20 protein-coding genes and 1 other RNA gene are annotated in these 25,277 nt (G+C 39.5%); 10 read left to right on the top strand and 11 right to left on the bottom strand.

What is annotated here, in order from left to right:
• The first annotated feature begins 20 nt into the window (after window positions 1-20).
• From D1092_RS05615 to ligA, 8 genes are all read left to right on the top strand, one after another.
• A complete protein-coding gene (locus D1092_RS05615; protein ID WP_120122532.1) occupies window positions 21-941 on the top strand; it encodes a D-alanine--D-alanine ligase in 921 nt (306 codons plus the stop codon).
• Window positions 929-1,840 (top strand): cell division protein FtsQ/DivIB, encoded by a 912-nt coding sequence (locus D1092_RS05610; protein WP_120122531.1) that lies wholly within the window; start codon window positions 929-931, stop codon window positions 1,838-1,840. Before D1092_RS05615 ends, D1092_RS05610 begins: the two co-directional genes overlap by 13 nt.
• A complete protein-coding gene (gene ftsA / locus D1092_RS05605) occupies window positions 1,837-3,138 on the top strand; it encodes a cell division protein FtsA (protein WP_120122530.1) in 1,302 nt (433 codons plus the stop codon). The genes D1092_RS05610 and ftsA overlap by 4 nt, the downstream gene beginning before the upstream one ends.
• Window positions 3,139-3,201: 63 nt before the next feature.
• Window positions 3,202-4,974, top strand: coding sequence for a cell division protein FtsZ (gene ftsZ / locus D1092_RS05600; protein WP_120122529.1), 1,773 nt, complete (start codon window positions 3,202-3,204; stop codon window positions 4,972-4,974).
• A gap of 214 nt (window positions 4,975-5,188) precedes the next feature.
• Window positions 5,189-6,064: a UDP-3-O-acyl-N-acetylglucosamine deacetylase gene (lpxC, locus tag D1092_RS05595; RefSeq protein WP_120122528.1), complete on the top strand. Its 876-nt coding sequence runs from the start codon at window positions 5,189-5,191 to the stop codon at window positions 6,062-6,064.
• 170 nt (window positions 6,065-6,234) lie between these two features.
• Window positions 6,235-7,128 carry an outer membrane protein assembly factor BamD gene (locus D1092_RS05590; RefSeq protein ID WP_120122527.1) on the top strand — a complete coding sequence of 298 codons (894 nt, stop codon included), beginning with the start codon at window positions 6,235-6,237 and terminating at the stop codon, window positions 7,126-7,128.
• A gap of 7 nt (window positions 7,129-7,135) precedes the next feature.
• Window positions 7,136-8,797 (top strand): DNA repair protein RecN, encoded by a 1,662-nt coding sequence (gene recN / locus D1092_RS05585; RefSeq protein ID WP_120122526.1) that lies wholly within the window; start codon window positions 7,136-7,138, stop codon window positions 8,795-8,797.
• Window positions 8,798-8,912: 115 nt separating this feature from the next.
• On the top strand, window positions 8,913-11,072 hold the full coding sequence (gene ligA / locus D1092_RS05580; RefSeq protein WP_120122525.1) for an NAD-dependent DNA ligase LigA: 2,160 nt from the start codon (window positions 8,913-8,915) through the stop codon (window positions 11,070-11,072).
• 133 nt (window positions 11,073-11,205) lie between these two features.
• On the opposite strand, the gene D1092_RS05575 is transcribed toward ligA, so the two are convergent.
• Genes D1092_RS05575 through D1092_RS05565 form a run of 3 tightly spaced genes read right to left on the bottom strand, consistent with a single transcriptional unit; the run spans window position 11,206 to window position 14,532 of the window.
• On the bottom strand, window positions 11,206-13,032 hold the full coding sequence (locus D1092_RS05575) for an aminopeptidase P family protein (RefSeq protein WP_120122524.1): 1,827 nt from the start codon (window positions 13,030-13,032) through the stop codon (window positions 11,206-11,208).
• Between the two features lie 17 nt (window positions 13,033-13,049).
• Window positions 13,050-13,919 carry a 50S ribosomal protein L11 methyltransferase gene (locus tag D1092_RS05570; protein WP_120122523.1) on the bottom strand — a complete coding sequence of 290 codons (870 nt, stop codon included), beginning with the start codon at window positions 13,917-13,919 and terminating at the stop codon, window positions 13,050-13,052.
• 31 nt (window positions 13,920-13,950) lie between these two features.
• A complete protein-coding gene (locus D1092_RS05565) occupies window positions 13,951-14,532 on the bottom strand; it encodes an SCO family protein (protein WP_120122522.1) in 582 nt (193 codons plus the stop codon).
• A 138-nt stretch (window positions 14,533-14,670) separates the two neighbouring features.
• Between D1092_RS05565 and D1092_RS05560 the strand changes: the two genes are divergently transcribed.
• Window positions 14,671-15,312 carry a DapH/DapD/GlmU-related protein gene (locus D1092_RS05560; RefSeq protein ID WP_120122799.1) on the top strand — a complete coding sequence of 214 codons (642 nt, stop codon included), beginning with the start codon at window positions 14,671-14,673 and terminating at the stop codon, window positions 15,310-15,312.
• A 38-nt stretch (window positions 15,313-15,350) separates the two neighbouring features.
• On the opposite strand, the gene D1092_RS05555 is transcribed toward D1092_RS05560, so the two are convergent.
• From D1092_RS05555 to ssrA, 5 genes are all read right to left on the bottom strand, one after another.
• Window positions 15,351-17,687 carry an ATP-dependent helicase gene (locus D1092_RS05555; protein ID WP_120122521.1) on the bottom strand — a complete coding sequence of 779 codons (2,337 nt, stop codon included), beginning with the start codon at window positions 17,685-17,687 and terminating at the stop codon, window positions 15,351-15,353.
• A gap of 107 nt (window positions 17,688-17,794) precedes the next feature.
• Window positions 17,795-18,046 carry a ribbon-helix-helix domain-containing protein gene (locus D1092_RS05550; protein WP_120122520.1) on the bottom strand — a complete coding sequence of 84 codons (252 nt, stop codon included), beginning with the start codon at window positions 18,044-18,046 and terminating at the stop codon, window positions 17,795-17,797.
• A gap of 9 nt (window positions 18,047-18,055) precedes the next feature.
• A complete protein-coding gene (locus D1092_RS05545; RefSeq protein ID WP_039758988.1) occupies window positions 18,056-18,238 on the bottom strand; it encodes a DUF4169 family protein in 183 nt (60 codons plus the stop codon).
• Between the two features lie 8 nt (window positions 18,239-18,246).
• Entirely contained in the window at window positions 18,247-18,792 is a 546-nt protein-coding gene (locus tag D1092_RS05540) for an SspB family protein (protein ID WP_120122519.1), read from the bottom strand.
• 178 nt (window positions 18,793-18,970) lie between these two features.
• Window positions 18,971-19,327: a transfer-messenger RNA gene (gene ssrA, locus D1092_RS05535) on the bottom strand.
• A 97-nt stretch (window positions 19,328-19,424) separates the two neighbouring features.
• On the opposite strand from ssrA, the gene D1092_RS05530 reads away from it, so the two are divergent.
• Window positions 19,425-19,730 (top strand): DUF2853 family protein, encoded by a 306-nt coding sequence (locus D1092_RS05530; protein WP_120122518.1) that lies wholly within the window; start codon window positions 19,425-19,427, stop codon window positions 19,728-19,730.
• A gap of 67 nt (window positions 19,731-19,797) precedes the next feature.
• Here the strand turns inward: D1092_RS05530 and D1092_RS05525 are convergent, their stop codons facing one another.
• From D1092_RS05525 to D1092_RS05515, 3 genes are all read right to left on the bottom strand, one after another.
• The gene (locus D1092_RS05525; protein ID WP_120122517.1) at window positions 19,798-21,105 is read right to left on the bottom strand and encodes an MFS transporter; all 1,308 of its coding nucleotides are present in this window, start codon (window positions 21,103-21,105) and stop codon (window positions 19,798-19,800) included.
• A gap of 224 nt (window positions 21,106-21,329) precedes the next feature.
• Complete coding sequence (locus D1092_RS05520) at window positions 21,330-22,637, bottom strand: MFS family transporter (RefSeq protein ID WP_120122516.1); 1,308 nt, start codon at window positions 22,635-22,637, stop codon at window positions 21,330-21,332.
• Between the two features lie 501 nt (window positions 22,638-23,138).
• Window positions 23,139-24,446, bottom strand: a complete 1,308-nt coding sequence (locus D1092_RS05515) for an MFS family transporter (RefSeq protein ID WP_120122515.1) — start codon at window positions 24,444-24,446, stop codon at window positions 23,139-23,141.
• Between the last annotated feature and the right edge of the window lie 831 nt (window positions 24,447-25,277).

Genomic DNA, 25,277 nt, shown 5'->3' with positions numbered 1-25,277 from the left:
GCGAAAGAGGGTGATTTATTATGAAAGATAAACATATAGCTGTGTTAATGGGAGGTTTTTCTTCTGAACGCTCTGTAAGTTTATCTTCAGGGGTGGCTTGTGCTGATGTTCTTGAGGCACAAGGGTATCGCGTGAGCCGCGTGGATGTTGACACTCATATTGCTTCTGTTCTTGAACGGTTGCAGCCCGATATTGCTTTCAATGCATTGCATGGTCCATTTGGTGAAGATGGTCGGATTCAGGGAATTCTTGAATATTTAAAAATTCCTTATACCCATTCTGGTGTGATGGCATCTGCTTTGGCTATGGATAAGGGGCGTGCAAAAATTATTGTTGCAAGTGTTGGGGTTTGTGTTGCTCCTTCTCGTATTATGAACCGTTTTGCTGTTGGGCAGGTGCATCCCATGGAGCCTCCTTATGTTATTAAACCTGTGTGTGAAGGATCAAGTTTTGGTGTTGTCATTGTCCAGGAAAATGAAGCTGTACCACCGCATAGTATTGGGGGAGTTGAGTGGGGATATGCCGATGAGGTGATGGTTGAAAAATATATTCCTGGTCGTGAATTGACTTGTGCTGTTTTAGGTAATGAAGTGCTGGATGTGTGTGAAATTCTTCCTGATCCGCATTTTCAGTTCTACGATTATGACTCAAAATATAAGACAGGTGGTTCTCTTCACATTTGTCCTGCACAACTTTCACTAAATATTTACCAAAGTGTGCAAAGAATGTCTTTAGCAGCCCATCAGGCGATAGGGTGTCGAGGTGTTAGCCGTTCTGATTTTCGTTTTGATGAGAAAACAGGAGAATTGGTTTGGCTTGAAATTAATACGCAACCCGGTATGACATCGACGTCTCTTCTTCCTGATATTGCAAAAGCGAGCGGCCGTACTTACGGCGATATTGTTCAATGGATGGTGGAGGACGCATCATGTATGCGTTGAATGTTAATAAAATAAATGTTCCGATGGAGGTGCTTTCAGTGCCGGCTTTGCCACGTCTTTATCGTCGTTTTCTTCGGTTTATGTTTGAGTTTGCTTTTTTCAACATTCATATTCCACGCCATTTCGGCTCTTTTGCTGTTGTATGGTTTTTCTTTGTGACAGCTTTTTATGGACTTTCATCAAGTGGTCAGATGGCTATGATCGTAAACACGATTATATCGGATAGTGGTTTTGTGGTCGTTGATGTTGATATCAGTGGTAATAAGCGTTTGACAAAACGAGATATTTTGAAAATTTTAGAACTTGATGTTGCGCCTTCTATATTCACTTTTGATGTTGAAAGAGCACGTTCTCTTTTGGAAAAACAGGCTTGGGTTCAATCGGCAAATGTTCAGAAAATTTATCCCAATAGAATGCGTATTTCCATCGTGGAGCGTGAGCCTTATGCTATTTGGCAACATGATAGTATAATGGATATTGTTGATCATACGGGGCGTGTTATTGTTCCTTTTAAAGGAGAAGTTGTTCGGGGTTTGCCTCTTGTGGTTGGGCAGGGTGCGCAAAATGCAGCTAAAGGATTTATTCAAGCGCTGTCAGTTTATCGGCAAGTGTATGATCGTGTTCGTGCTTTTGTGCGGGTAGGTGATCGGCGTTGGGATCTGGTTTTGGATAATGGAATGCGTGTTATGTTGCCAGAAAATGATGCCATTGAAAGACTTTCCTCTCTTGTTTCATCTGGTACAATGCAAGATCTTTTATCACGCGATATTCTCAATATTGATTTACGTCTTGCTGATCGAATTACTGTTTCTTTATCAGATGAAACGTTGGAGCGTTATCAAGCTCGTGTTGCAGAAGAAGAACGTATTTTAAAGGCGCGAAAGGTAGGAAACCCATGATGTTGCTCAGATCACATCATCGGGGGGGGCGTAAGACACGTTTTTTAACGGTCCTTGATGTTGGCTCAAGTAAGATTGTCTGTCTTATTGCCTGTTTGCGTCCTTTGAAATATGCGCACTATTTGCATGGTCGTACGCATTCTATGGAAATTCTAGGCTTTGGAGTGCAGCGTTCACGCGGTATTAAATCCGGTGTTGTCATGGATATGTTTGCAGCAGAACAATCAATACGTTTGGCTGTTGATGCAGCAGAAAAAATGGCTGGTTTGGTGGTGGATTCAGTAATTGTGAATTTTTCCTCAAGTCGATTACAAAGTGCTTTGATTCATGGAAAGGTCCATTTGAACGGTCGTGAAGTCACTAAGCGTGATATGCGTATGGTCTTTTCAGATGTTTCGCGTAAAGCTTTTGATGCTGAACGCCATGTTATGCACTCAGTTCCAGTTTCTTATGTCTTGGATGGAGAAAAAGGAATTTCGGATCCTATTGGCATGGCAGGAGAGACATTTGGTGTCGATGTACATGTGGTCACAGCAGAAACAGCCTCTTTGCGCAATTTAGAAACATGTATTAATCGTGCACATTTGAGTGTTGAAGCAATGGTTGCCACTCCCTTTGCAAGTGGTCTTGCTGTCTTAATGAATGATGAGGCGCATTTAGGGGCTGCATGTATTGATTTTGGTGGTGGAACAACAACGTTTTCAGTATTTTTTGAGGGGAAATTTGTACACGCAGATGCTTTGGCAGTTGGGGGGCATCATGTTACTCTTGATGTTGCGCGTGGATTTTCTATGTCTCTAACAGAGGCGGAACGTTTAAAAGTTGTTTATGGTTCAGCACTTTTAACAAGTGCTGATGAGCGGCAAATGATTAATGTAGCAGAAATTGGAAGTGAACAGCGTGAAATTCAATATCCTCGCGCGGTTCTTGGGCGCATCGTTCGTGCGCGTGTTGAAGAAATTTTAGAAATGGTGCGCGATTGCTTAAATCGTTCTGGTTTTGGTCACATCATTGGTAAGCGTGTTATTTTAACTGGGGGAGCAAGCCAGTTAACAGGGTTGCCAGAAATGGCACGTACTATATTAGGAAGAAATGTCCGTATCGGGCGGCCTTTAGGGATTTCGAGGCTTCCTTCTCTTGCAAAAGGGGCGGCGTTTACATCTGCTGTTGGGTTGTTAATTTATCCGCAATTGGTGGGTTTTGAAGAAAAAACAATGCAGGCGGCAGGAAATCATTTATCGATGAGCACGCGTGGGTATTTTCAGCGTGTTGGTCAGTGGTTGCGTGAGAGTTTTTAGTTAAGTCTAGTTGGATAAATTTCATCGCTTTGGCTTGCGGTGTCTTATGAGAAGGAAAAGAAAATGACGATTAATCTGCATCGGCCAGATATCGCGGAATTGAAGCCACGCATTACCGTTTTTGGTGTTGGAGGTGGTGGCGGGAATGCCGTGAATAATATGATTAATGCTGGTCTTCAGGGAGTTGACTTTGTTGTTGCAAATACGGATGCACAGGCTTTGGCTATGTCAAAGGCTGAACGTGTTATCCAGCTTGGTGCTGCTGTGACAGAAGGTTTGGGTGCTGGGGCTTTACCAGAAGTTGGACAAGCGGCGGCAGAGGAATGTATTGATGAAATTATCGATCATCTTGCAGACTCTCACATGGTTTTTATTACTGCTGGTATGGGGGGAGGTACTGGAACAGGGGCTGCTCCTGTTGTTGCTCGCGCGGCACGTGAAAAAGGTATTTTGACCGTTGGTGTCGTGACAAAGCCATTTCAGTTTGAAGGGGCTCGTCGTATGAAAACAGCAGAGGCTGGTATTGAAGAATTACAAAAGTCTGTTGATACATTGATTGTTATTCCCAATCAAAATCTTTTCCGTATTGCAAATGATAAAACAACATTTGCTGATGCTTTTGCTATGGCTGACCAAGTGCTTTATTCTGGTGTTGCTTCCATTACGGATTTGATGATTAAAGAGGGATTGATAAACCTCGATTTTGCTGATGTTCGTTCTGTTATGCACGAAATGGGTCGAGCCATGATGGGAACGGGTGAGGCATCTGGTGAGGGGCGTGCTTTGGCTGCTGCTGAAGCGGCTATTGCGAACCCATTGTTAGATGATACTTCTATGCGTGGAGCGCGTGGGTTATTGATTTCTATTACGGGCGGGCGTGATATGACTCTCTTTGAGGTTGATGAAGCTGCTAATCGTATTCGTGAAGAAGTGGATGCTGATGCGAATGTGATCTTTGGGGCCATTGATGATGAGTCATTGGAAGGTGTTATCCGTGTTTCTGTGGTTGCTACCGGTATTGATCGTGAGGTTAGTGATGTGGTTCAGCCATCTCAGCCTCAGATTCAAAGACCGACCTCTTCAATACGCAAGAATGATCCCGGAACCTCACACAGTTCTTTTCATGTTCAGTCATCGCCCTTACGTTCTGAATCAATGGTTGAAGTCATTGAATCACTTGAAATAGAAAAAGGTAAGTCAACAGGTGAACAGTTCCGTCCTAAAAGTCAAATTTTTGCACAGCCTGCAGAAGCAATGACGACGCGAAGTGCGACAAAATCTGTTGCTTATGGTTCAAATATTGCGCAGGATCAGATATCAAATGCTCCACGTATGCAAGTGAGCCGTACTTCTCAACAAACTATGGCGGCTCCTGTGAGCATGGAGGCTACAGCGCATGTTCTTGATGAGATGACAGGGGTTGTAAAGCAAAAAGAAAAGCTAGTGCCACCAAAACAAACGCAACAGATGCAAGCGCGTGCTCCAATGCGGATGCCTGAGTTAAAGGATTTTCCTCCTGTCGCTCATGGACACAGACAAAGAGCGTCAGTGACTGATCAAGGTCCTCGTAATCTTTGGCAGCGTTTGAAACAGAGCTTGACACATCGCGAAGATGAAGAACAAGAAGCAAGGTTGGAACCTGCAGTGAGATCCTCACAGCAGCAAGAATCTTCTCCTTACAATAAAAATTCTCAGGCGCTTTCTCAAGATGCTTCTGTTTATGTTCCACGTCGTTCTGGTGAGTTGCATCCTCAAGTTCCACAAGATCAGCGTACTTTTATCAGTGAAGAAGATCAGTTAGAAATACCAGCGTTTTTACGTCGTCAGGTAAATTAATTGGTAAAAAATGAGGAAAAGTAAGAAACTTTATGATCTCTTTAACGATGAGACAGAAATTATAAAGTAAAATATACTGTTGTTTTAGATAAAATACTTTGTTTTAAAAAAAACCGCTTATAATAAGCGGTTTTTTTTATTATTTACTATGAATACTTTTTGTATAGATTTATAAATTTTTTTAAAAGATGTAAAAGAAATGCAATAAAATAATATGATGAATTTGGTGCCAAGATATCAGTCTACTCTTAAAAAAGCAGTAATGTTTAAGGGGGTTGGCGTTCACAGTGGTTGTTTGTCAGTGGTAAAGGTTTGTCCAGCTGATGTTGGATGTGGTATTCTTTTTAAGCGTTGTGGATTAGATGGAACAGAGAAAATATTTCAAGCCCATGCATCGCAAATGGGAGAAACTGAGTTATCAACAGTGCTTGGAGATGGAGAGGTAAGGGTTGAAACAATTGAACATTTGATGGCAGCCATTGCTGCTTATAATTTAGACAATCTTGTTATTGAGGTGTCGCATAATGAGATCCCTATTTTAGATGGTTCTGCATGGCAATATTGCCAAGCTTTTGAAGATGTTGGCATTGTCCAGCAAAATGTATACCGTTCTTATTTTATGATAAAAAAGCCGTTACGGGTTGAAGGATCTCATGGTTTTGCAGAGCTTTTGCCATTTGATGGGCGCCGTTTTGATATAACAATTTCTTTTCCTTCTTCTGCCATTGGTAGGCAACATTTCAGTTTTGATCTTACCACAGGAGGGTTTCGCGATGATTTGTCACGTGCACGGACTTTTGGTTTTATCAAAGATGTGGAAAAATTACGCCTTTCTGGAAAGGCAAGAGGCGCTTCTTTAGAAAATTCTCTTGTTATCGGTTTGAATGACAAAATTTTAAATCCCGATGGTCCTTATTGGGAAAATGAATTTGTTCGGCATAAGATGCTTGATGCGATTGGTGATACTGCTTTGCTCGGAGGCCCTTTTATTGGATTATTTCGTTCTTATTGTAGTGGCCATAGAATTAATGCACAATTGGTGAAAGCTCTTTTGGCAGACGAATCATATTACGAAAAAAACTCCTTATAGAAAGAGTAAAAGAAAATTGACAAGATTTTTTTATTGTTTATTTGATTTTTAAGGGGATGATTGACCTAAACTGCTAAATTGGTTATGTGCATTTTAAAGTGATATGGTATAAGAGCTTTTAACAAATTATTTTTGCTGCAAGATGATGTTCTGTGGAGGCCGGAAAAACTATGAAAAAATCTCATGTGTGCATTAGAAACATGGCATATAGAAAATCTAACATTGTACGCAAGATATTAGGGGTGGTGCTTTTGGGAAGCACCTGTATGTTAGCGGGATGTCTCTTTAAAGAGAAAAATACCCTTGATCCATCTGCTTATGTTTTAAAAATGGATCCACCAGATGTTCTCTATAATCAAGCGCTTGTGAGCCTTGAAAGTGGGCGGCTTGGAGATGCTGCTAAAAAATTTCTTAGGATTGAAAAACAGTATGCTTATACAGACTGGGGTCGTAAATCTCTAGTCATGGGTGCTTTTACAAATTATCGTCTCGGAAAATATGATGATTCAATTAGTATGGCTCAACGCTATATTACTCTTTATCCTGGATCTAGTGACTCGGCTTATGCGTACTATATTATTGGTCTTTCTTCTTTTCGTCGAATTCCTGATGTTACGCGTGATCAACGTGATACAAAACGCGCTATTGCTGCGATGCAGCTCCTTATAGAGCGTTATCCTCATTCTGAATATGTCAGGGATGCTAAGGATAAAATACGTTTCGGGCGCGAACAGTTGGCTGGTAAAGAAATGCAGATTGGCCGTTATTACGAAGAAGGGCGGCGTTATCTTGCTGCAAGTAGACGCTTTCGTACCGTCGTTGAAGAGTATTCCGATACAAATCAAATTGAAGAAGCGCTTTTCCGCTTGACAGAAGTTAATCTGGCTCTTGGTTTAACGGCTGAAGCACAGACGGCAGCAGCTATTTTAGGACGGAATTATCCCAAAAGTGAGTGGTATAAATTTTCTTATAATCTCTTGCAGAAAAATAAAATAGCGCCACATGAGCATAAATCTTCTTGGATTTCAAATGCTTTAGGTGGTGATAAGAAGAGGGTACGTTGATTCTCTCATGCTGGTACAGCTTTCGATTCATAATATTGTTTTGATCGAAACGCTCGATATTCATTTTACGGCGGGGTTAACAGTTTTAACTGGAGAAACAGGGGCGGGAAAATCTATTTTACTTGATGCTTTGTCGCTGGCTCTTGGAGGACGAGGGGATGCTTCGCTTGTGCGTCATGGTACAGATCGCGGGCAGGTCACTGCTGTTTTTGATGTCCCTCTTTCACATCCTGCACGTCAGCTTATTCGTGAGAATGGTCTTGATGATGAGGGGGATATCATTTTACGACGTGTGCAATCGAGTGATGGACGCAGTCGTGTCTTTATCAATGATCAGGTGGCGAGTGTTTCCTTAATGCGGAGTGTTGGTCGTCACTTGGTTGAAATCCATGGACAGCATGATGATCGTGCGCTTGTTGATGTTGCGATGCATCGCCAGTTATTAGATGCTTTTGGCAGACTTGAAGATGATGTAAAAAATTTACGTCAATGTTATCGGGTATGGCATGAATGTGAAGAGCGTTTGCAACAACAGCGTCTTAAAGTAGAGAATGCAACGCGTGAGATGGATTATCTTCGGGCATGTGTAGAAGAGCTTGAAAAACTTGATTTTCAAGTTGGTGAAGAAGGTGCTCTTTCTCTTCGCCGTGCCGATATGCTTAAATTAGAAAAAATAGCGACGGATATTAAAGAAGCAGATGATCTTTTAAGTGGTCAAAAATCGCCAATCCCTGTTCTTTCTAATTTGGTAAGGCGTTTGGAGCGGAAAATTCCTGAGGCAGAAGAGCTTATTACACCAGTGGTGAAATCTCTTGATGAGGCATTGCATGCACTTGCAACCGCACAGGAAGGGATTGAGGCGGCTATGCGGGCATTGGATTTTGAACCTGATGAATTAGAACAGATAGAAGAACGCCTTTTTACGCTTCGCGGTTTTGCTCGTAAATATCAAGTTTCTGCGGATGAGTTGGTTCAGTTACACGATAAAATGGATGCTGAACTTACTGATTTTGAAGAGGCTCAGAACACGTTAACGCGTTTTGAAGATGAGGCAAGAGAGGCACAGAAACATTATGATACATTGGCACAAGCCTTAACAATAAAGCGTCGAGAGACAGCAAAGCATTTATCTGAAAGTGTTATAGCTGAGTTGCCGGCATTGAAATTAGAAAAGGCAGAATTTATTGTTGAAATGCAGACTGATGTTGAAAGGCGAAGTGCAGAGGGGTGTGATCGTATTGAATATTTTGTTCGAACTAATCCTGGAACACGGGCTGGACCAATGTTAAGTGTTGCTTCTGGTGGTGAGTTATCTCGTTTTTTATTGGCATTAAAGGTTGTGTTATCTGATCGCGGATCGGCTCCCACATTGGTTTTTGATGAAATTGATACAGGTGCTGGGGGCGCTGTTGCGGCCGCTATTGGGCAGCGGTTGCAACGTTTGTCGGAAAAGATTCAGGTTTTTGCTATTACGCACGCACCCCAAGTTGCGTCGAAAGCGCATAGTCATTTTCTTATTTCAAAAATTGAAAGTGATGATAAAGGGCACTTTGTTACAGCTATTCATAAAATGGAAGAGCAGGAGCGTGCAGAAGAAATTGCTCGTATGTTGGCAGGGGAACAGATTACTGAGGAGGCACGAGCGGCTGCTCAAAAGCTTCTTGCTTAGTCAGCATTTGCGATAAGATAAAAAGTCTGACAAGCATGTGTTTATTTAAGTTCACTTTTTTAAATTAAAGAGTTGAGATTTTTATGACGATAGTCCACCATTTGGAATAGATTTTATGAATAAGGACAGAATTAAAAACCTTACTGCTCTTGAAGCAGAAAGTGAATTAGAGTGGTTAGCAAAAGAGATTGCACGTCATGATGTGCTTTATAATCGTGATGATCAACCTGAAATTTCTGATGCAGAATATGATGCTCTTCGCCGGCGTAATGCGGAAATTGAAGCTCTCTTTCCTGACCTTGTTCGTATAGACTCTCCTTCACATAAAATTGGAGCACCGGTTTTAGAGAAGTTTGAAAAATCTGTTCATACACAACCGATGCTTTCCCTTGATAATGCGTTTAGCTTTGAAGATGTCACTGAATTTGTTGAACGTGTGCGTCGTTTTTTACGGTTTTCAGAAACACAAATGTTAGAAATAACAGCAGAGCCAAAAATTGATGGTTTGTCGTTGTCTTTGCGCTATGAAAAGGGGCGGCTTGTATGTGCCGCAACGCGGGGTGATGGAACTGTTGGTGAAAATGTGACAGCGAATGCACGAACAATTTCTGATATTCCAAAAGTTTTGCAAGGAAAATTTCCTGATATTCTTGAGGTTCGCGGTGAAGTTTATATGGGGCGGGAAGATTTCCAAGCACTTAATATCAGCCAGCAAGAGAAGGGGAAGCTAATCTTTGCCAATCCTCGAAATGCGGCGGCTGGATCGCTGCGCCAACTGGATTCACGGATAACTGCCAGTAGAAAGCTGCGATTTTTTGCTTATGCTTGTGGTGAAGTGAGTGAAATATTTGCAGAAAGCCAAATGGAGATGATGAAAAAGCTCAAAGAATATGGCTTTATTATCAATCCATTAACAAAAGTTTTTAAGAAAGTAGAAGAAATTATTTCCTATTATCATGATATAGAAGAACGCCGTTATTCTTTAAACTATGATATTGATGGCATTGTTTATAAGGTTAATGATTTGATGCTCCAAAAGCGGTTGGGATTTGTTTCTCGTTCGCCGCGTTGGGCTATTGCGCATAAATTTCCAGCAGAAAAGGCTGTGACTCTTTTAGAGGGTATTGATATTCAAGTGGGGCGCACCGGTGCATTAACACCTGTTGCGCGTCTTACGCCGATCACTGTTGGTGGGGTGGTGGTGACCAATGCTAGTTTGCATAATGAGGATTATATTAAAGGAATTGGTCATAAAGGAGAGCCCATTCGTGAGGGGCGTGATATTCGTATCGGCGATACGGTGATTATACAACGTGCTGGTGATGTAATTCCTCAAGTTGTTGATATTGTAGTGGAAAAACGTCCAAAAGATTCTTCTGCTTTTGTTTTCCCTCATCTCTGCCCTGCTTGTGGGAGTCATGCGGTTCGTGAAGCAGAAGAAGCGGTGCGTCGATGTACAGGGGGGCTTATTTGTCCTGCACAAGCAATTGAGCGTATTCGTCATTTCGTTGCGCGCAATGCTTTTGATATTGAGGGTTTGGGTAAAAAACAAGTAGAGTTTTTTTTCCACGCTCAAGATGAAGCGCTTCGTATTCAGACACCCGCTGATATTTTTACTTTACAACGGCGTCAAGAAAACTCGTTAGTTCGTTTGGAAAATATGGAAGGTTTTGGTGCTGTTTCTGTGCGGAAATTGTATGATGCCATTAATGCACGTCGCAAAATTCCCTTAAGCCGTTTTTTGTTTGCTCTAGGGATTCGTCATGTTGGTGAGGTGAATGCGCGGCGTCTTGCACGCGCTTATCAAACTTATACAGCTTTTGAAACTGCGGCAATGGAAGCACTTATGCCATGTGAGCAGGAAGATAAAGAAGGTAATGAAGCTTGGCTAGAGCTTACCAATATCGAAGGAATTGGACCACAGGTAGGCAGTGCGATTGTTGATTTTTATAAGGAAGCCCATAATCGTGAGGTTTTGGCTGTTTTGCTTGAAGAAGTGACTCCTCTCGATGAGGAGCCTGTTTTGGCAGCATCTTCATCGTTAGCGGGAAAGATCATAGTTTTTACAGGAACTTTGACGCGTATGTCTCGCGATGAAGCAAAAGCATTAGCAGAGCGATTAGGGGCAAAGACTTCCGGTTCACTCTCTAAAAAAACAGATCTTCTTGTTGCAGGGCCTGGAGCGGGATCAAAATTGACTAAAGCTGGGGAGTTAGGTGTTGAGGTTATCGATGAAGAGGCTTGGCTACAGCTGATTGAAGAACAGAATGTTTAGAGAGGGGGAATGATGCTCAAGCATTGATGGATATTCTTCTCTTTTTTCCTCACGTTCAGTGCATATTTTTGCTTTGAAAAAGGGGTGGGGATGTTCTTGTTGAAAGCTTTAAGAGATATCTGTGTTTTTTCCCTTAAAGGGGTTTTGTTGCTTCGCTTGCCCATTCTTTCTCTTCTTCATTTAAATAAGGTGCATTCATTTGATAAACACGAGCATGGTAATTATTGAGCCATTGTCTCTCTTCTTGTGTTAAAAGCTCTGGAAGAATGAGTCTTCGATCAATGGGGCAATGAGTGAGTGTCTCAAACGAGAGCATTTCTTTTTCTCCACCAGCAATTTTTTGTGCTGGCTTTACAATAAGCAAATTTTCAAGACGGATACCAAAAGCGCCTTCACGATAATATCCAGGTTCATTAGAAACAATCATTCCAGGGATCAATTCTTGGTATCCTTTGCGCGAAATATTTTGTGGTCCTTCATGAACAGAGAGATAAGAACCAACGCCATGACCCGTGCCATGGGCATAATCAAAACCGGCTTTCCATAAGGCAATGCGTGCTAGAACATCAATATCTTGTCCGCGTGTTCCTTTTGGAAAGAGTGCTGTTGAAAGAGAAATCATGCCTTTGAGAACCAAAGTAAAACAGCGTTTTTCTTCTTCTCCAATATTCCCAACTGCTATCGTGCGTGTGACATCTGTGGTGCCATCACGGTATTGTCCTCCTGAATCCACAAGATAAAGCTCACCAGCTTTGAGTGGTTTATTGGTTTCATTTGTTACACGGTAATGGATAATTGCTCCATTTGCTCCTGCTGCTGAGATTGTATCAAAAGAGAGATCTTCTAGTTTTTTCCCCATGTCTTTTGCTGTCTTTATGCGAAATTCTTCTAATTTTTGAGCAGCAGAAATTTCATCTATCGTGCCTGGAGTTTGTTTGTCTAACCAAGCAAAAAAACGGGTAAGAGCAACACCATCGCACAAATGTGCTCCACGTGCCCCCTCTAGTTCTATGCTATTTTTAATGGCACGGGGTAGAGCAGCAGGATCGGTCAGTGGGATGAAAGATTTTTTATCTTCTTCAAGTACAGTGCTTAACTTTTCGCATGCTAACTGTGGATCTAGAGCAAAAACCATACCTTTTTGACTATAATCTTTGATCTTTGCAATAAATTGTTCTGGTTCATATAATTTTGTATAACGTTCCAGATATCGTTTTTGTTCTTCACCAAGCTTTTTACTGTCAATGAATAAGGCTGGTGTTTCTTTGATGGGAATGAGAGCAAAACAAAGGACAAAAGGTGTATTAGAAACATCATTGCCACGGATATTGAATATCCATGCAATAGAGGAGGGATCTGTAAAAATAAAAGCATCTGCACGGACTTGTTGTATGGTTCTGCGAATTAAAGAGAGCTTTTCATCGCTATCCCATCCTGCATATTGGAGAGGATGAATTGATAGGGGAGATTGTGGGAAGGGTGGCTGATCATGCCAGATAAGATCAATAGGATTTTGTTGAACAGCTATAAGCTTTCCCCCTGTTTTTATCTCTAAGGATTTTTTCAATGCATCTGTAGAGGCAATGGTGTGGAGCCATGGATCAAAGCCAATAGAAAGTTGTTTTCCATTTTTTTCAAGCCATTGTGAGGGAGGACAAGTTATGAGATCTTCATATTCAAAAATATGAGGATCAGTTTGTTGACGAACTTGGAGTTTGTAGCGTCCATCTGTAAAGATAATAGCTTTATTTTTTAAAATGAGCGCCATACCCGCTGATCCAGTAAAGCCAGTAAGCCAGCTTAAGCGTTGAGCATGGGGGGGAACATATTCTCCTTGATGTTCATCGCTACGGGGAACAAGAAAACCATCAAGCCCAAGACGATCAAGCTCTTTACGAAGAGATGAAATACGTTCGAGAGCATGGCTGGGATTTGTTGTTGCTTCAAAAGATTGATACATAACAACGTCCTTTTCATTTATTTAAGATGTATCGTAACCCATCCTTGATGGTAGGATGTTTCAAGATGTTTGAGTCCCTGTTTTACATAAGCTCCCAATACAAAATCATGTTGTTCTTCAAGAATTCCAGAAAGTACAAGTGAGCCATCTTTTTGAAGGAATTGAACCATTTCTGGAGCAAGTTCAATAAGCGGATTGGCAAGAATATTGGCAATGATGAGATCAAAGGGAGCACGTGATGCAATTTCATCATGGGAAAAGCCTATGGCTGTAATTGCCTTAATATATTTTTCTACGCCATTGAGTGTGATATTGTGTTTTGCAACTTTGATAGCAATGGGATCAATATCAGATGCAAGTATAGCAATGGGTTTGAGCTTTGCCATGCCAATGGCTAAGACACCACTGCCAGTTCCAAGATCAAGGGCATTTTGTGGGTTTTCATGTTGCATTATTTTGGCAATCATTTCCAAACAACCGGCTGTTGTTCCATGATGTCCAGTGCCAAAAGCTTGATTTGCATCAATTTCAATGGGAAAAACACCTTGTGGGATGTCGTTACGGTTATGGCTTCCATGAAGGAAAAAAGGACCAGCATGCACAGGTTGTAGTCCTTCTAGGCTTTTTTGTACCCAATCAATATTGGGTAAAATTTCATGGTTAATTTTATGAGGATCTATAGAAAGGATCTGTGCAAAACGCTTCGATACATGTTCTTGATTTTCTTGGTCTACATAGAGTGAAAGTTCATAGATGGTGTTTTTTTCATCAATCTCTGTAAGAGCCAAAGGATATCCTTCTTCGTCAAAAGCTGACTCTATAAGCGTATAAAATTGCTCTGCTTCATTTTTAGAAGCAGTATAATACAGACGAATTTGCTGTGACATCTTGTTCTTTCTCTATAATCGTCTTTGTTATTTAATTTATGACAAGCTTTTTAAGTCGTTCAATGGCGATTTGGTCTTTTAACTCATTATCATCCTCGCTGGGTTCATAAGGTATAATACCAGCGAGTTTGCCACCTTTTTTAAGCAAAAAAATTGCAGCCGTATGGTCGTAAGTATAGTTTCCATCTGTCCCTGGTACTTTTTCAGCAAAGATATTAAAGGAATTGACCATTTTATGAACTTTTTCAGGATCTCCGCTAATGCCAATAATTTTATTGTTAAAATTACTGAGATATTCATGAAGTACTTCAGGAGTGTCACGCTCAGGGTCAACAGTCACAAACCATTTTCCTAATTTATCACTCTCAGGCCCAAGGGCTGTAAGCCATCGATCAAGATTCATTAATGTCGTAGGACAGATTTCAGGGCACATCGTAAAACCGAAGAAAATAATAGAAGGTTTACTGCGAACATCAGCTTGCGTAACAGTTTGTCCATTTGAATCGGTGAGAGTAAAGTCATCACCTAAAGGTTTATTGATCAACCTATCATAAATAAAAATCCCCGTAAGAAATATAGCTGTTAGTCCTAAGATGCGGATTACATTTTTCATTGCTTGTCTCTCTTAAAAGTGTTGAAAAAATCTAGCATTGGTTGGTTTGTTTTGCAATGTTTGTTTCACGGTTGATTTTATGGATTTGCTTGGTATGTCTTTCCATATCTCTTGATGAAATAATTGATGGAAGGTAATATGAATATTGAGAACGATCTTCGATTTCATGAAAGTAAACCGCGTATCCATACAACGGCACGATTGCATGGTTGTAAATTAGGGCCCTATGTGGAAATTAATGAGCGGGTGATTTTGCGGAATGTGACCGTTGGAGATTTTTCTTATTTAGAACGTAACAGTGAGGCTATTTATAGCGATATTGGTCGTTTTTGTTCTATTGCATCTCATGTACGGATAAATGCGTTGGAGCATCCTATAGAGCGTCTTTCAACCCATAAAATAACCTATCGTCCAAACGAATATTTTCGTTATAAGTCACTCGATTGTTCTTTTCGTGAAAGGCGTTGTGCAAAACGTGTTATCATTGGGCATGATGTGTGGATTGGGCATGGAGCAGTTATTATGCCTGGGATAACAGTTGGACATGGTGCAATTATTGGAGCTAATGCTGTTATAACAAAAGATATTATGCCTTATACGATTGTTGCTGGGGTTCCAGCTCAACAATTGCGGATGCGCTTTCCCAATCATGTGATAGGAGATCTTTTAGATATGGCTTGGTGGGATTGGCCGCTTGATAAAATTTACAACGCATTACCTGATATGCAAAACCTCCCTATTGAAGCTTTTGTTTACAAATGGAAACGACATTCAGAATAAAATAATCCTTTGAGAAAACGGATTATAGTTTTCTTTCGTTAAGCTTTGTCTACAAAATTATCCAGTACACGCTTTTCTCCAGCTTTTTCAAACATTATTGTCAATTTATGATCATCTATCGCTGTAATACGACCATAACCAAATTTTATGTGAAAAATTCGATCATTGATAGAAAAATTTGATGGTGCGTGAGAGATTGATTGAGCGATAACTTTTCCTTCAATATTTTTGTATTTTTGTGAATGCTTTTTTCTTGGTGTTACATAGTCATTATAAAAGGAATCATTATGCTGAAAGGAGGATTTCCCATAACCACCATAAGATGTTTCCATGGCTATGGCTTCTATATGTTCTGCTGGTAGTTCATCTAGAAAACGGGAGGGAAGAGCAGATTGCCAAAGTCCATGAACTCTTCGGTTGGATACAAACCATATATGTAAATGTTTTTTTGCTCTTGTAAGCCCCACATAAGCAAGACGTCGTTCTTCTTCTAATCCTGAACGTCCACCTTCATCTAATGAGCGCTGATGGGGAAAGAGCCCTTCTTCCCAACCTGGAAGAAAAACTGTTTCAAATTCAAGCCCTTTAGCGGAATGGAGTGTCATGATGTTGACGGCATCCATGTTTTCATTATTTTCCGTTTCCATTACCAGTGCAACATGTTCTAAAAAGCTTTGAAGATTTTCAAACTGTTCCATGGAACGGATCATTTCCTTAAGATTCTCTAGTCGTGTGGGCGCTTCTGGTGAGCGATCTTCTAACCACATGGTTGTATAACCAGAATCTTCAAGGACGATCTCGGCAAGTTCTCTGTGGGGGGTGTCTTGCAGCATATTTTGCCAGCGGCGGAAGTTTTCAATAAGGTTTCGTAAAGCACTGCGTGCCTTAGGTTTTAGCTCGTCTGTTTCAATGATGTCAGCAGCCGCAGAAAAGAGAGAAACAGAACGTGCGCGTGCACTCTCATAAAGACTGCGCAAGGTTGCATCGCCTATGCCGCGTTTAGGTGTATTGATAATACGCTCAAAGGCTAAATCATCAGCGGGATGAACAACAACGCGTAAATAAGCCATGGCATCACGTATTTCCATTCGTTCATAAAAACGAGGACCACCAATGACGCGATAGTTAAGGCCAAGCGTTACAAAGCGATCTTCAAATTCACGCATTTGAAATGATGCGCGTACCAAAATAGCCATATGATTCAATGCATGACCGGTTTGTTGAGCGCGTTCGATTTCTTCTCCGATAGCTCGCGCTTCTTCTGCTGAATCCCATGCTGAATGAATTTTTACTTTTTCTTCCTCACTCTTTATTTGAGCAGAAAAAAGAACTTTACCCAGTCTTTCTTCATTATGAGCAATTAGATGAGAGGCAGCTTTAAGAATATGAGATGTTGAGCGATAATTGCGTTCTAGACGAATAATTTGGGAAGAAGGAAAATCTTTTTCAAATCGTAATATATTCTCGACTTTCGCACCACGCCATCCATAAATAGATTGATCATCATCACCAACACAACAAAGATTAACATTTTGACCTTGAGGATGTTGTGCCAAAAGGCGAAGCCAAAGATATTGTGCTGTATTTGTATCTTGATATTCATCAACAAGAATATAGCGAAATTGAGAATGATATTCGCGAAGAATATCTGGATTGTGTTGGAAGATAGAGATAGAATGAAGCAGAAGATCGCCAAAATCACAAGCATTAAGATCTTTTAATCGATTTTGGTAACTGTAATAAAGGTTGCGTCCCATGCCGTTGCCAAAGGAATGAGCATCACTTTTTGAGATATGTTCTGGTGAAAGTCCTTGATTTTTCCAAGAATCAATCATCATGGCTAGATTTCGTGCGGGCCAACGCTTGTCGTCTAATCCTTCAGCTTGAATAAGCTGTTTTAAAAGTCGAAGAACATCATCGCTATTGAGAATTGTAAAGTTTCTTTTTAAATCAACAAGTTCTGCGTGACGGCGTAAAATTTTAGCACCAGTAGAATGAAAAGTTCCAAGCCAAGGCATTCCTTCAACAATTTCACCAATAAGTTCACCAATACGTGTTTTCATTTCACGGGCTGCTTTGTTGGTAAAAGTGACAGCAAGTATTTGTTGAGGAGAGGCGAGTCCAGAGCGCAGAATATGAGAAATACGGGTTGTTAAGACACGTGTTTTTCCAGTGCCTGCACCTGCAAGAACTAAAAGAGGCCCCTCAGTATTCATAACAGCTTGTTGTTGTTCTGGATTGAGCTGTTCTAAATAGTCTGTGTTATATGATTTTTTTTTCTTTAGAACATGGGAAGAAATCCCAGAGCCTTTTTCATCATAGGCTGGGGGGGCATCTTCTTCAAAAAAAGGTATGTGATCGGAAAAATTATTCATTATACCTTTTTTGTAATCTTTTTTTTATAAAAGTGCTAGATTTAAAAAACTTTTCTTTTTAAAGCTACAACAGTCTTAATTGAACGAGAGGATGTTAAAAGCAAGTATTAAAGACGTTGAGTAAGAATACTTTGAAGGGCGTAAACGCGCAACGAGGCCGAAAGATTAACTTGTTGTGGCCTTTGGCTATCAATATCAGTGATAATAAAGGCTAAAGATTGTCCTTTTTTGCGGGCTATATCTTTGAGAATATCTAAAAATGGCGGTTCTAAAGAGACGCTGGTTGCATGTCCATCAACGCGAACAGATATCTTTTTCGGAATGACTTTTGACCAATCAATAAAATTACTTTCGTTCATTTTTTTCCTTTACTCATCGTTTCGCAAACGATTTTGATCAAGAAATTTTTGCGTTTTAAAAGATTTTTGTTGCTCAAAAAGTTTTTCAGTTTTTGTTCGTCCAAACCGATAACGATTTTCTTCGGCATGAAGCGCTTTTTCTGCACGCTTTTTTTGTTTTCGAAATTGGCGAAGATTTATCGGTTCAGTCATGAGAAAAATTATTTTTTCCGAAAAGAATCTAAAGAGACAATATCAGCACTTTGTTTTGTATCGTTATTTGAAGGTTCTTTATTGGTAGTGAGACTTTGTTTTTTTGTGAGCATACTTTCTTTTTTTTGTTTGTTTGAGGGAGCTGTGAGCGTAGATGGGATATTTTCTGAAGCTTCACTTTCTACAGAGGGAGGGGGTGAGGGCAGATCAAATGCTGCTTCAAATGTTGCTACAGGATCATAAAAAACTTGAATGGAAGTAAAAGGAATTACGAGTTTTTCGGTAATTTCCCTGAAAGAGAGGGTTACTTCAAAGGCTGTTTCTGAAACACTGAGATCTCTAAACTGATGTTGCAAGACGATCGTCATTTGCTCAGGATAGCGATTTTTTAGCCGAGGAGAAATTTTAACACCCGGAGCATTTGTAAAAAAAGTTATAAAAAAATGATGGTTTCCCGGAAGCCCTGCTTTAGCAACTTCCGATAAAACTTTACGGATAACTCCACGAAGCGCATCCTGAACGAGAATATCGTAACGGATTTGATCTTTAACCATTGAAGTTTATTCCTTTTATTTCACGTAGCAGAATGGGCCGTGTTGATGCGTTGATATTGTGTAATAGAATGTATTTAAAAGTTAGCAGTATTTTGTCTACGAGATACCTCATTGAATCAAAAAACACAAAAAATAATGTCTGATGATGTCTGAAAGATCAATCAATAACATTTTTAAAAGTGAAGGCTTCTGTTGCCAGGTGCCTTCCAACCCCGCTTAAACCTGCGACGGTTTAAGAGTCAATTTGAAACATTCACACCACCTTAGGCGGCGAGACGTGCTTCCGCATAGTTGTCATTTGCAACTACTCATTTAGCCCGATAACGGTGGTACAATGCCGAGTAAAAGAGCGATCTTTACACCCTTGTCGATCCTATTTCGCCCCCACCAAAATATAATTTTGGTTATTTATATTTTGGTGGAGGCGCCGGGTACCGCCCCCGGGTCCAATAGGTTTATTTCACCGTCCATTTATTACCATAGCTGGAAAGCCAGCCCTTTAAATATAGATGAAGAACAGTCTTAGGAAAAGGGGGGGTTGTTAATATTTTTAATCCTCTAATTATTTATGGAGCTATATGATGCGGCTATAAAAGTATAGCCGCTCATTTTTGGAGAGGAGATGATGTAAAATGACAAATAATCTAGCAGATATTAAAGTATATGATTCAAATCCTGATGCAGCGGCAGTCGAACGACTTAGTCAGCGTTTAGCTTTGGTGATGAAAAAGCAGGATGCAGCGCTTGTTGCAACATCAGATCCAAAAGAGTTAGAACGTGTTGAAAAATGGGTTCAAGATGTTTTAGAAGTTGATGAGCAGAGTGCTAAAATGGCTGTTTCAAAAGTTGCTCAGATGATGGCTGGAGAGCGTAGAAAAAGTCGTATAACTTTTTATTATTTAGTTGCTAAGCAACTCAAGGCACTTCATAAAATTTAAACAATATTAAATTTGTAATAATGATAAAAAAGCCCAATTTCTTGGGCTTTTTCGTTTATAGAGGGCGTTAACGTTTTTCATCGTCTTGGAGGTATCCTCCTTTACGCATACTCGGGACAAAGAGAAGCGCAATGAAAGCCATGATCATCACGATGGTTATGTAGAAATAAAAGAGTGATTCATATCCAGCTTTTTTTAATCCAAACGCAACGTATTCAGCAGAACCACCAAATAAGGCATTCCCAATGGCATGAGAAATGCTAACGCCTAATGCACGTATGGAAGAGGGGAACATGGCTGATTTTACGACACCAGAGATGGATGTATACATGCTCATAATGAAGAGCAAGCCAATAATGACAGATAAGGCAACCCATATATTATGGGTGTTACCTATAATCCAGAGTCCAGGAAATGTAAAAATGGCAGAAAGTATACTCCAAATGATAAGTAAAGTTTTGGTTCCAATTTTATCGGCGATGATTCCCGCTATAGGTTGGAACAGGATGAAAATAAACAGTACAGCTGTCATTATCGTTGTTGCGGTATGTTTATCAAAGCCGGTGGTGGTGATCAAATATTTTTGCATATAAGTCGTAAAGGTATAAAATGTAAGTGATCCTCCTGATGCAAAGCAAGCAATCACGACTACAGCTTTTGTATGTTTGGTGAGAAGTTCCTTAAGACTCCCAGAATGTTTGTGAGAGCGGCTTTCTTTCGTGGTGGTTTCGTGGAGTGAACGGCGTAGATAAATCGCAACGAGCGCTCCACATCCACCAATCACAAAAGGAATACGCCATCCCCATGCTTTTAACTGATCTTCAGACAGATAAGATGCTAAAATAAATATAATGAAACTGGCAAGAAGCTGACCTGTAATAAGGGTAGCTGATTGAAAAGAAGCAAAAAGCCCACGATGCTTTTTGAGGGCTACTTCGCTCATATAAGTTGCTGCTGTCCCATATTCGCCCCCTGCGGAAAGCCCTTGCATCATTCGAATTAAAAGTAGAAGGATCGCTGCTGTTACGCCAAGAGTTTTGTAGGTGGGAAGTATGGCTATGAGAAAAGATCCCCCACACATCATAAAAATGGATACAAGCATCGAGAATTTACGTCCATAACGATCGGCGATAAATCCTAAAAACCAAGCTCCAATAGGGCGCATAAGAAAGCCAATAAAAAAGACCCCCGCTGTTTTCAACAGGGGCGTAATCGCATCATCATCTGAAGGAAAAAATTGTGAGGCAAAATAAATTGATGCAAATGAATAAACGTAAAAATCATACCACTCTACGAGATTTCCTGATGCGCTTGCTATAATAGCAAAAATACGTTTTCTTGCATCCTGTGATGCTGAAGTTGTTCCATTTTTCATGAATTGTTCCCCTTTTGGATTTATAATCCATATTCTTAAACATAATGTTTTATGATTACTAGAAAAATTCAGTCGTATAATGATTATTTTTTATGAAAAATATTTTAAGTAACATATTGGGGGAAATTTTATCTATTTATTATATTATAAATAGTTTGATTAATTTATTAAATAATTACAAAAAAAAAGCCCAATTTCTTGGGCTTTTTATTTAGTAAATAAGTTTAATGAAGTTTGTCTTTATCAAGATATCCTCCTTTATCAATATCGGGCATTAGGAGAATAGAGATGAGGGCAATGATCATCATTCCAACGATGTAAAAAAAGAAAACAGATTCATATCCCATATTTTTTAATCCAAGCGCTACATATTCAGCAGAACCGCCAAAGAGTGCATTCCCAATGGCAAAGGCAAATCCAACACCAATTGCCCGGATTGAAGCAGGGAATAGTTCTGCTTTTATTATACCAGCAATGGATGTATAAAAACTCATAATACAGAGTATTCCAATAATAATTAAGAGTGCTGTCCATGCATTATGGGTATTTCCAATCATTTTAAGGACCGGAATGGTACAGATAATGGATAAGATACTCCAAATAATGAGTGAAGCTCTTGCTCCAATTTTATCGGCTAGGGCCCCTAAAAGAGGTTGGAGTAACACAAAAATAAAGAGGGCCGCAGTCATGATCGTTGTTGCTGTTTGCTTATCAAATCCGGTGGTGGTGATCAGATATTTTTGCATATAAGTGGTATATGTATAAAATGTGAGAGATCCGCCAGCTGTGAAGCCAACAACCAAAAAGAATGCTTTTTTATGATTGCAAAAAAGTTCCTTAAGACTACCGGCGTGTTGTTCAGAACGACTTTTGGGGGTTGTTGTTTCATGAAGCAAGCTTCGCAGATAAATTGAAACGATCGCTCCAAAGCCACCAATGACAAAAGGAACTCGCCATCCCCACGCTTTTAACTGATCTTCAGTGAGATAAATGGCTAAAATAAAAATTACCAAGCTCGCGAGAAGTTGACCTGAGATTGTTGTTGCATATTGAAAAGAAGCAAAGAGCCCACGATGATTTTTGGGTGCAACTTCGCTCATATAAGTGGCTGCTGTACCATATTCACCACCGACGGAGAGCCCTTGAAACATGCGGATTAAAAGCAGCAGAAATGCTGCTGTTATTCCCAAAGTTTTGTAGGTGGGAAGTATAGCAATGAGAAAAGAACCTCCACACATCATAAAAACAGAAATAAGCATGGAGCGTTTACGTCCATAGCGGTCAGCAATGAAGCCAAAGAGCCATGCTCCAATAGGACGCATAAGAAAGCCAATAAAAAAGATCCCTGCAGTTTTTAACAGTTGTGTAACAATATCTTCATCTTCAGGAAAAAATTGTGATGCAAAATAAACCGATGCAAAGGAGTAAGCATAAAAGTCATACCATTCTACCAGATTTCCTGATGCACTGGATATGATAGCAAAAATACGTTTCCTTGTATCATGTGGATCTACAGTTGTTTGATTACTCATGAAATTTTCCCCTTTTAGATTGATAATTTATTTTTTATTATTTAAGTTTTTATTTGTATCACTAAAATTTAATTGTGTCATAGTAATTTCTAAAGCCTGTTTGTATATAGGCTTGAGCCTTTTGAGGGCGTTATTGTGTTGTAGGGTAAAATGCGTTACAGCGAATGTAAGGGGAAGGGGGCATTGAAGAGGAGATTTAAGCTAGATGAAATGTTGGTAAAAAGAGTGCTTAAATGATTGGCTTAAAAATTTCCTATAGAATATTTGAACAGTGCGAAGAAGTTGCGTAATTTTCTATGATCTTGTCGCTTAGTGATTAAAGATCTGTGAAAAGTCTCAATAATATAGATTTATAGATTCTCCACCTTGTGCAAGAAGCATAATAGTTTGTACTGTATGGAAACAGTCGAAAATGAATTGTTTTATGTTTGTTGTTGTTTAAAGACTTTATAATATTCATAAAAAGCCTAAGGATTTAGGCTTTTTATTGTGTGTACAAATTTAATGGATATCATCATCTTTCAGATATCCCCCCTTGTCTATATCGGGCATTAGGAGAATAGAGATGAGGGCAATGATCATCATTCCAACAATGTAAAAAAAGAAAACAGATTCGTACCCTATATTTTTTAATCCAAGCGCTACATATTCCGCAGAGCCACCAAACAGTGCGTTAGCAATAGCATAAGAGATACCAACCCCCATTGCTCGGATTGAAGTAGGGAATAGTTCTGCTTTTATTATACCAGCAATGGATGTATAAAAACTCATAATACAGAGTATTCCAATGATAATTAAGAGTGCTGTCCATGCATTATGGGTATTTCCAATCATTTTAAGGACTGGAATGGTACAGATAATAGATAAGATACTCCAAATAATGAGTGAAGCTCTTACTCCAATTTTATCGGCTAGAGAACCAAAGAGGGGTTGGAGTAACACAAAAATAAAGAGTGCGCCAGTCATTATTGTCGTCGCAGTGTGCTTATCAAATCCGGTGGTGGTGATCAGATATTTTTGCATATAAGTGGTATATGTATAAAATGTGAGCGATCCTCCCGCTGTAAAGCCAATAACCAAAAAGAAAGCTTTTGTATGATTGCGTAAAAGTTCTATAATACTTCCAGCATGTTGTGTCGAGCGGCTTTCTTTGGTCGTTGTTTCATGGAGCGAATTGCGCAGATAAATTGAAATGATCGCTCCAAAGCCACCAATGACAAAAGGAATTCGCCAGCCCCATTCTTTTAGCTGATCTTCAGTGAAATAAAGTGCTAGAATAAAGATAATGAAACTTGCAAGAAGTTGCCCGGTAATGAGTGTAGCATATTGGAAAGATGCAAAGAATCCGCGATGATTTTTAAGGGCAACTTCGCTCATATAAGTGGCTGCTGTACCATATTCACCACCGACGGAGAGCCCTTGAAACATGCGGATTAAAAGCAGTAGAAATGCTGCTGTTATTCCCAAAGTTTTGTAGGTGGGAAGTATAGCAATGAGAAAAGAACCTCCACACATCATAAAAATAGAAATAAGCATGGAGCGTTTACGTCCATAGCGGTCAGCAATGAAGCCAAAGAGCCATGCTCCAATAGGACGCATAAGAAAGCCAATAAAAAAGATCCCTGCAGTTTTTAACAGTTGTGTAACAATATCTTCATCTTCAGGAAAAAATTGTGATGCAAAATAAACCGATGCAAAGGAGTAAGCATAAAAGTCATACCATTCTACCAGATTTCCTGATGCACTGGATATGATAGCAAAAACACGTTTCCTTGTATCATGTGGATCTACAGTTGTTTGATTACTCATGAAACTTTCCCCTTTTAGATTGATAACTTTTCTGCTCGTTAAAGTTGTCAATGATGTATAGCATAAAAATACAATTATATAATGATAATTTCTTAGAAAAATATTTTAAGTTTATTTGTTGTAATTTTAGTTTCTTTAAAATATTTTATTTAAAATTTATACAGAATAAATAATGTTTATATTATTAATAAATAAAATAAACTTTAATTGAACTACAGAAGGAAATATTACTTAATTTATACTATTGATAATCACTAAATAATCTTTTGTTTCATGATTATATTCTTTTGTAGAGATTAAAAACTTACGATGGCGAAAGAATGAGCTTGTATATTTAAAGTTTAGAACTTTTATTGTAAGATTTTCTAGAGTGATTAATGCTGTTTTGAGCTTATGGTGTATTGTTTAAATTCTGTGCTTTTAGAATCTTTTAAGGATTTTTTTGTTTCATTGTGAATTATTTGTATATGAGAGTATTTTGGGGGATATGGATATTTGGGGGCTTATAGGTTTGATGTTGTGTCGTAAAATGGCGTTATTAGCTATTACATGTGAGATTGTTGTGTGGGTAAAATCTCTTGATGAACTATTTCAAGTATCAAGGGAATGTGCAATCTTAAGGACCAGAGAATAGAGTATAGTAAAGCTAATAAATAGTATAATGATAGCCGTTTACGCTTTTATTAGTATTAAGCATGAAGAGGTTGGTCAACAATGTTAAGCAGTTCTTGAGCCTTTGAGTTTTTAAGACGGTTTATAAGAGCATTTTTAGCCCTTTCTTATACAATTTTATCCGCTATGACTTTTCCTCTACTTGTAATGTGCAAGCGA

The organism is Bartonella krasnovii, from assembly GCF_003606345.3.
Taxonomy (GTDB): domain Bacteria; phylum Pseudomonadota; class Alphaproteobacteria; order Rhizobiales; family Rhizobiaceae; genus Bartonella; species Bartonella krasnovii.
The sequence above is the reverse complement of the archived record's forward strand: the minus strand, read 5'-3'. Positions and strand labels throughout refer to the sequence as shown.

Coding starts and splice junctions, on each gene's coding strand:
- lpxC (WP_120122528.1), top strand. CDS start 5,189: ATGATGAATTTGGTGCCAAGATATCAGTCTACTCTTAAAAAAGCAGTA.
- D1092_RS05540 (WP_120122519.1), bottom strand. CDS start 18,792: ATGGTTAAAGATCAAATCCGTTACGATATTCTCGTTCAGGATGCGCTT.
- ftsZ (WP_120122529.1), top strand. CDS start 3,202: ATGACGATTAATCTGCATCGGCCAGATATCGCGGAATTGAAGCCACGC.
- D1092_RS05615 (WP_120122532.1), top strand. CDS start 21: ATGAAAGATAAACATATAGCTGTGTTAATGGGAGGTTTTTCTTCTGAA.
- ligA (WP_120122525.1), top strand. CDS start 8,913: ATGAATAAGGACAGAATTAAAAACCTTACTGCTCTTGAAGCAGAAAGT.
- D1092_RS05610 (WP_120122531.1), top strand. CDS start 929: ATGTATGCGTTGAATGTTAATAAAATAAATGTTCCGATGGAGGTGCTT.
- D1092_RS05545 (WP_039758988.1), bottom strand. CDS start 18,238: ATGACTGAACCGATAAATCTTCGCCAATTTCGAAAACAAAAAAAGCGT.
- D1092_RS05570 (WP_120122523.1), bottom strand. CDS start 13,919: ATGTCACAGCAAATTCGTCTGTATTATACTGCTTCTAAAAATGAAGCA.
- ftsA (WP_120122530.1), top strand. CDS start 1,837: ATGATGTTGCTCAGATCACATCATCGGGGGGGGCGTAAGACACGTTTT.
- D1092_RS05565 (WP_120122522.1), bottom strand. CDS start 14,532: ATGAAAAATGTAATCCGCATCTTAGGACTAACAGCTATATTTCTTACG.
- D1092_RS05530 (WP_120122518.1), top strand. CDS start 19,425: ATGACAAATAATCTAGCAGATATTAAAGTATATGATTCAAATCCTGAT.
- D1092_RS05560 (WP_120122799.1), top strand. CDS start 14,671: ATGAATATTGAGAACGATCTTCGATTTCATGAAAGTAAACCGCGTATC.
- D1092_RS05550 (WP_120122520.1), bottom strand. CDS start 18,046: ATGAACGAAAGTAATTTTATTGATTGGTCAAAAGTCATTCCGAAAAAG.
- D1092_RS05590 (WP_120122527.1), top strand. CDS start 6,235: ATGAAAAAATCTCATGTGTGCATTAGAAACATGGCATATAGAAAATCT.
- D1092_RS05555 (WP_120122521.1), bottom strand. CDS start 17,687: ATGAATAATTTTTCCGATCACATACCTTTTTTTGAAGAAGATGCCCCC.
- D1092_RS05575 (WP_120122524.1), bottom strand. CDS start 13,032: ATGTATCAATCTTTTGAAGCAACAACAAATCCCAGCCATGCTCTCGAA.
- D1092_RS05515 (WP_120122515.1), bottom strand. CDS start 24,446: ATGAGTAATCAAACAACTGTAGATCCACATGATACAAGGAAACGTGTT.
- recN (WP_120122526.1), top strand. CDS start 7,136: ATGCTGGTACAGCTTTCGATTCATAATATTGTTTTGATCGAAACGCTC.
- D1092_RS05520 (WP_120122516.1), bottom strand. CDS start 22,637: ATGAGTAATCAAACAACTGTAGATCCACATGATACAAGGAAACGTATT.
- D1092_RS05525 (WP_120122517.1), bottom strand. CDS start 21,105: ATGAAAAATGGAACAACTTCAGCATCACAGGATGCAAGAAAACGTATT.